The sequence below is a fragment of the Dactylosporangium sp. NPDC049140 genome (genome assembly GCF_040648435.1).
On sequence record NZ_JBEZDS010000118.1, the window covers coordinates 1 to 7,198 of the forward strand.

The 7,198-nt window shown below is 69.3% G+C and carries 1 protein-coding gene; it reads left to right on the forward strand.

From position 1 onward, the window contains the following. Positions 1–14: 14 nt before the first annotated feature. Positions 15–7,198, forward strand: a 7,184-nt coding sequence (locus tag AB0B76_RS58410; RefSeq protein ID WP_360394954.1) for an amino acid adenylation domain-containing protein, incomplete at its 3' end; no start/stop codon positions are given.

Below are 7,198 nucleotides of genomic sequence, written 5' to 3' on the forward strand. Positions count from 1 at the left end.
TGGCTGAGGCGGGTGTGTCGGTTCTGGTCGGCACGGCGGATGCGATCGGTGATCTGCCGGTGGGCCGGTTGCGGACCGTGCTGCTGGACGACCCGTTGTTGCAGGTCATGCCGGATACCGTGCCGGGCACGGCGGTGTCGCATCTGGACCGGGTCGCGTACGTGATGTTCACCTCCGGCTCCACCGGCCGTCCCAAGGCTGTGCAGGTGACGCACCGCGGCCTGCTCAACTACGTCACTGGTGTGCCGTCCCGGCTGGGCATCGGCGAACCGGGCCGGTCGTATGCACTGTTGCAGCCGCCGACCACCGACTTCGGGAACACGATGCTGCTCACCGCATTGACGACCGGTGGGTGTCTGCATTTCGTGGACCCGGCGATCGTGACCGATCCGGACCTGGTTGATGCCTATCTGACTGAGCATGCGATCGATTACGTGAAGATCGTCCCGTCGCACCTGCTGGGTCTGGGAGTCTCCCGGGTGCGGCCGGCTCGGGCGTTGATCCTGGGTGGTGAGGCGACCCCCGTCGAGGTGGCTCGCGAGCTGGTCGGTCGTGCCGCGAACCATTACGGGCCGACGGAGACGACGGTTGGTGTGGCGACTGTGCGGCTCACGGATGAGGTGTTGCACGGTGCGGTGGTGCCGATCGGTTCGCCACTGCCGAACATCCGGCTGCATGTGCTGGACCGGTCGTTGCGGCCGGTGCCGGTTGGTGTGCGGGGTGAGTTGTATGTGGGTGGTGCGGGGCTGGCCCGCGGGTATCGGGGCCGGCCGGAGCTGACCGCGGAACGGTTCGTTGCCGCGGCCGGTGGGGAGCGGCTGTATCGGACCGGGGATGTTGTTCTGCGTCGTCCGGATGGGTTGATTGCGTTCCTGGGCCGTGTGGATGATCAGGTCAAGGTTCGTGGGTATCGGATCGAGCCCGGCGAGGTCCGGGCGGCGCTGCTCGCGCATCCCGCTGTGTCCGCCGCGGTTGTGGTTGCTGACGGGCAGCGGCTCGTCGGGTATCTGGTGGCCGAGGATGGGATGCCGTCCGTCGGTGAGCTGCGGGCGTTCCTGGCCGGGCGGCTGCCGGAGCACATGATCCCGGCCGTGTTCGTCGAACTCACCGCTATTCCGTTGACCGCGAATGGGAAGCTCGACCGGGCGGCGCTCCCCGCGCCGGATCAGAGCCGGCCTGAGCTCGGCGGTGGGTTTGTGGCGCCGCGCACGTCCGTTGAGGAACGGCTCGCGGCGATCTGGGGCGACGTGCTCGGGGTCGACCGTGTCGGGGTGCACGACAACTTCTTCGAGCTCGGCGGCCACTCGTTGCTCGCGACCCAGGTGGTGTCGCGGATCCGGGCGGTGTTCGACGCCGAGCTGCCCGTTGCCGCACTGTTCGACGAACCGACGATCGCTGGGCTCGCAATTGCGGTTGAGGGGGCTGTGCCCGGTATCGGTGCGGCGCCCATTGTGCCTGTCGGCCGGGACGAGCCGTTGCCGTTGTCGTTTGCGCAGCAGCGGCTGTGGTTCCTGGCGCAGCTCGAGCCGGACTCGATTGAGTACAACACTCCGATCGCCGTCCACCTCGGTGGCGCGCTCGACGTCGAGGCGTTGACGGGCGCGCTGGGGCGGCTTGTGGGGCGGCACGAGGTGTTGCGCACCAGGCTTGTCGCCGGTACCGACGAAACGCCACACCAGGTGATCGACCCGGCGGGGCCGTTCGCGCTGCCGGTGGTGGATCTTTCGGGTGCGGATGATCCGGCCGGTGCCGCCCGGGCGTGGCTTGCCGACGACCGGCGGGCGCCGTTCGACCTCGCCGCTGGGCCGTTGTTCCGGGCGACGCTCCTGCGGCTCGGCGACGACAAGCACATCCTGGCCATCGCCAAGCACCACGTTGTCAGCGATGAATGGTCGGCCGAAATCCTGCGGCGGGAGCTCGACGCGCTGTATGCGGGCGACGAGTTGGCACCGTTGCCGGTGCAGTACGCGGACTTTGCGGTGTGGCAGCGGCGTTGGTTGACGGGCGAGGTGCTGGACCGGCAGGTGGGGTACTGGCGGGATCGGCTGGATGGTGTGCCGGTGCTGGAGCTGCCGGCGGATCGGCCGCGGCCGGCGCGGCGTTCGAGTGCGGGTGCTGTGCTGCGGTTCGCCGTGCCCGCCGCAGTCGCCGATGGTCTGCGCACAGTGGCCCGTGACGCCGGGGCGTCGATGTTCATGACCGTGTTTGCGGCGTTCAACGTACTGCTGTCGCGGTACGCCGGTCAGGATGACGTCGTCGTCGGCACGCCGATCGCGAACCGGAACCGTGCGGAGATCGAGGGACTGATCGGGTTCTTCGTGAACACGTTGGTGTTGCGCACGGACTTGTCCGGCGACCCGACGTTTGCCGAACTGCTCGGCCGGGTGCGGGCTGGGACGCTGGATGCGTACGCGCATCAGGATGTGCCGTTCGAGCACCTGGTGGATGAGCTCGGCGTCGACCGGGACCGCTCCCGGACGCCGTTGTTCCAGGTGTTGTTCAACTACGCCGCCGGCGGTGAGAGCGCCGAGCCCGTGCTGCGCACGGGGTCCGTGCCGATGCCCGTGAAGTTCGACCTGTCCGTTGCAGTGGTTGAGGCGGGTGCTGGGCTGGTCGGTGAGGTGCAGTACAGCACCGTGCTGTTCGATGAGGCCCGGATGGTTCGGCTGATCGGGCACTTCCAGCAGCTCCTGGCCGCCGTGTCGGCGGACGCGGGGCGTCGGCTCTCGGACGTACCGGTGCTGACCGAGCTGGAACGGCAGGAACTGGCGGGGTGGAGCGAGACCGCGGCCGACCTGCCCGCGGTGGAGACCGTCGCCGAACTCATCGCGGCGCGTGTGCAGGCCGATCCGGGCGCGGTGGCGGTCCGTTCCGGCGACGACGTCCTCACGTACGGGGAGTTGTGGCAACGGTCGGCGGACCTGGCCGGCTACCTGCTCGGCGCCGGCGTGGGCGCGGAATCGGTGGTCGGGCTGTGCCTCGACCGCGGCGCCGACTTCGTTGTCGCAGTGCTCGGCGTGTGGCGTGCGGGCGCGGCGTACCTCCCGCTCGACCCGGCGTATCCGGCCGACCGGCTCGCGTTCATGGCCGCCGACGGCGGGGTGTCGATGGTGCTCGGGCAGCACGCGGTCGCCGCCGACGTCGGCATGGCCGTGACCTGGCTCGCAGGCCTCGACCTGCCGCGCTACCACGGCGAACTGCCGGCCGTGCGGGGACGCCAGGCGGCGTACGTCATCTACACCTCCGGGTCGACGGGCGTGCCGAAGGGCGTGGTGGTCGCGCACGGCGGCGTCGTCAACCTTGTGACGCAGCTCGGCCCGGTGCTGCGTGCGGACGGTGTCGTGCTGCAGTTCGCGTCGTTCTCGTTCGACGCGGCCGTGTTCGACCTCGCGTCGGTGCTGTCGTCGGGCGGTACCCTCGTCATCGCCACGGCCGCCGAACGGGCCGAACCCCGTGCGCTGGCCGCGCTCGTGCGGCGCACGGGCGTGCAATCGGCGAGTGTCGTACCATCGCTGCTTTCCCAGCTCGACCCCGACGACGTCGCCGGGATCGGGACGTGGGTGCTCGGTGCCGAACGGCTCAGCGCACAGCTCGCCGCACGGTGGACGCACAGGGTCGGACTCGTCAACACCTACGGCCCGACCGAGGCCACGGTGATGGCCACGGCCGGGCGCGTCGAAGCCGGCGACCCGGCGGCGCCGCCGATCGGCACACCCCTCGGCAATGTGCGCGTGCAGGTCCTGGATCGGTACCTCAACGCCGTGCCGGTCGGCGTGCCGGGCGAGGTGTTCATCGGCGGTGTCGGGCTCGCCCGCGGGTACGCCGGACGACCCGAGCTGACCGCCGAGCGCTTCGTCGCCGACCCGCTGGCCGCGGACGGGTCGCGGCTGTACCGTTCCGGCGACGTTGCACGGTGGCGTGCCGACGGTGTGCTCGAGTTCGTCGGCCGTGCGGACGCACAGGTGAAGGTCCGCGGGTTCCGGGTCGAACCGGGCGAGGTTGAGGCCGTGCTGCGTGCACACGACGGCGTCGGGGATGTCGTGGTGGTGGCCGGCGACGGTCGTCTGGTTGCTTATGTGGTACCGGCGGGAGGCGAGTCGCCGGCCGTGGAGCAGCTGCGGGCGTGGGCGTCGGGGCGGCTGCCGGAGTACATGGTGCCGTCGGTGTTCGTGGAGCTGACGTCGCTGCCGTTGAACCGCAACGGCAAGGTCGACCGCGCTGCCCTGCCCGCGCCCGACGGGCGGCAGTTGCGCGTCGGTACCGAGCATGTGGCTCCGGAGGGCCCGGTGCAGGAGCTGCTCGCCGGGATCTGGGGCGAGCTGCTCGGCGTGGCGGAGGTCGGCGCGCGCGACGACTTCTTCGCTCTCGGCGGTCATTCGCTGCTGGCCACCCGTGTCGTGTCACGGATTCGCACGGTGTTCGCGGTTGAGGTACCAGTGGCGGCTGTCTTTGACGCACCGACCGTGGCCGGTCTGAGCGCCGTGGTCGAGGCGGCGGCGCCCGGTGTGTCGGCGCCGCCGATCGTCCCAGCCGGCCGTGACGGCGTACTACCGCTGTCGTACGCACAGCAGCGTCTCTGGTTCCTCGACCGGCTCGAGCCGGGCTCGGTGGATTACGTCATGCCGGTCGGCATCCGGCTGACCGGCGAGGTGTCTCCGACCGCCGTCGCCGACGCGCTCGGGCGGCTCGTGGCGCGGCACGAGGTACTGCGGACACGGCTCGTCACCGGGCGGGACGGAAACGCGTTCCAGGTCGTGGACCCGGCCGGGCCGTTCGACCTCCCGATTGTCGACCTTTCCGCCGCGGACGATCCGGCTGCGGCCGCACGGGCGTGGGTTGTGCGCGACCGGCGGCGCCCGTTCGACCTCGCCGCCGGGCCGCTGTTGCGGGCCACGCTGTTGCGGCTCGGGGATGAGCACCACGTGCTCGCGCTGGCCATGCATCACGTCGTCGGCGACGAGTGGTCGGCCGGGATTCTGCGGCGGGAGCTCGATGCGTTGTACGCGGGTGTCGAGTTGGCGCCGTTGCCGGTGCAGTACGCGGACTTTGCGGTGTGGCAGCGGCGCTGGTTGACCGGGGAGGTGCTGGACCGGCAGGTGGCGTACTGGCGCGGGCGTCTCGATGGCGCGAAGGTGCTGGAGCTGCCGACCGATCGGCCGCGGCCTCCGCAGCGGTCCAGTGCTGGGGCGGCGCTTCGGTTTGTGATCCCGGCTGACGTGGCTTCGGGTCTGCGTGCGGTGGCCCGTGAGGCTGGGGCATCCATGTTCATGACCGTGTTTGCGGCGTTCAATGTGCTGTTGTCGCGGTACGCCGGTCAGGATGACGTCGTCGTCGGCACGCCGATCGCGAACCGGAACCGTGCTGAGGTTGAGGGGCTGATCGGGTTCTTCGTGAACACGTTGGTGTTGCGCACGGACCTGTCCGGGGATCCGACGTTCGGTGAGCTGCTCGAGCGTGTGCGCACCGAGACGCTTTCCGGGTACGCGCACCAGGACGTGCCGTTCGAGTCGCTGGTCGAGGCGCTCGGCGTGCCCCGGGACCGCTCCCGGACGCCGCTGTTCCAGGTGCTGTTCAACTACGCCCGGCTGGACGGGGGCGCGGGCGCGGGCGGCGATGAGGTGTCGGAGGCGCCGGCGCTGTACGACCTGAGTATGACGGTCGGCGAGACTCCTACCGGGCTGGTCGGTGGGTTGCAGTACAGCACGGAGCTGTTCGATGAGTCGACGGTCCGACGGTTGGTCGGGCACTTTACGTCGCTGTTGTCGGCGCTGGTGCCTGAGGCGCGGCTGTCTGAGCTTTCGATGCTGCCTGTGGTTGAGCCGTGGCGTGGTGCTGCGCTTTCCTTGCCGCCGGTCGGGGGTGTGCACGAGCTGGTGCCGGCGTCGTCGTCTGCGGTGGCGGTGCGGGCTGGTGATGTGTCGTTGACGTTTGCGGAGTTGGATGCGCGGGCGGCACGGTTCGCGGGTTGGCTTGCTGCACGGGGTGTTGGTGCGGAGTCGGTGGTGGGTCTGCAGCTGCCGCGGGGTGTCGATCTGGTTGTGGCGATGCTGGGTGTGTGGAAGGCCGGTGCTGCCTATCTGGCGCTGGATCCGTCGTATCCGGTGGAGCGGCTGGAGTTCATGGTTGCGGATGCTGGTGTGTCGGTGGTGGTCGACACGGTTGAGTACGGCGAGCCGTTCACAGTGGCTGTGCGTTCGGCACAGGCGGCTTGTGTTATTTACACGTCTGGGTCGACGGGTGTGCCGAAAGGCACGGTGGTGCCGCACAGTGCGCTGTTGGGTGTGTTCGGTGGCTGGTCGGCGACTCATTTCAGTGAAGGTCTGTCGTGGTTGACGTTGGCCAGTGCCAGTTTTGATGTGTTCACGGGTGATGTGGTGCGGTCGCTCGCTGCGGGCGGCGCTCTGGTGCTGGGTGAGCCTGGGGCCCAGTTGGATGTGGTGTTGTGGGCTTCGCTGTTGGTTGCGGAGCGGGTGGAGGCGTTCGAGTCGGCGCCGCGGTACGTGGACGAGCTGGTCTCGTATATCGAGCGGACCGGGTTTGAGCTGCCGGATCTGCGCCTGGTGGTGGTGACCACTGACGTGTGGCGGTTGGAGTCGGTGGCCCGGGCGCAGCGGGTGCTTGGTGTTCGTGTGCTGACGGCGTACGGGGTGACTGAGGCTTCCGTTGATTCGACGTTCTGTGAGTTGTTCGGTGATGGGGTGGGGCCAGCGCCGATTGGTGGGCCGTTGCCGGGGGTTGAGTTGCAGGTGTTGGATGCCGTGCTGCGGCCTGTGCCGTTCGGCGCGGTGGGTGAGCTGTTCATCGGCGGCGTGGGTGTCACCCGGGGTTATGTGGGTAAGCCATCGTTGACCGCAGCGCGGTTTGTTGCGGCGCCTGGTGGGTCGCGGTGGTATCGGACCGGGGACCGAGTGCGGCAGACGGCTGCCGGGCTGGAGTTCCTCGGCCGGGCCGATGTGCAGGTGAAGGTTCGTGGGTATCGGATTGAGCCCGGTGAGGTGGAGTTCGCGCTGACCCGGCATCCGGGGATCGACACCGCCGTCGTCGTTGCCGATGAATTCGACCGGCTCGTCGCGTATGTGCTGCCGATGGTGCCGCCGGTCGACGAGTTGCGGGCGTTCCTGGGTTCGCGGCTGCCTGAGTACATGGTTCCGGCGGTGTTTGTGGCGCTGGATGTGCTGCCGTTGACGCCGAATGGGAA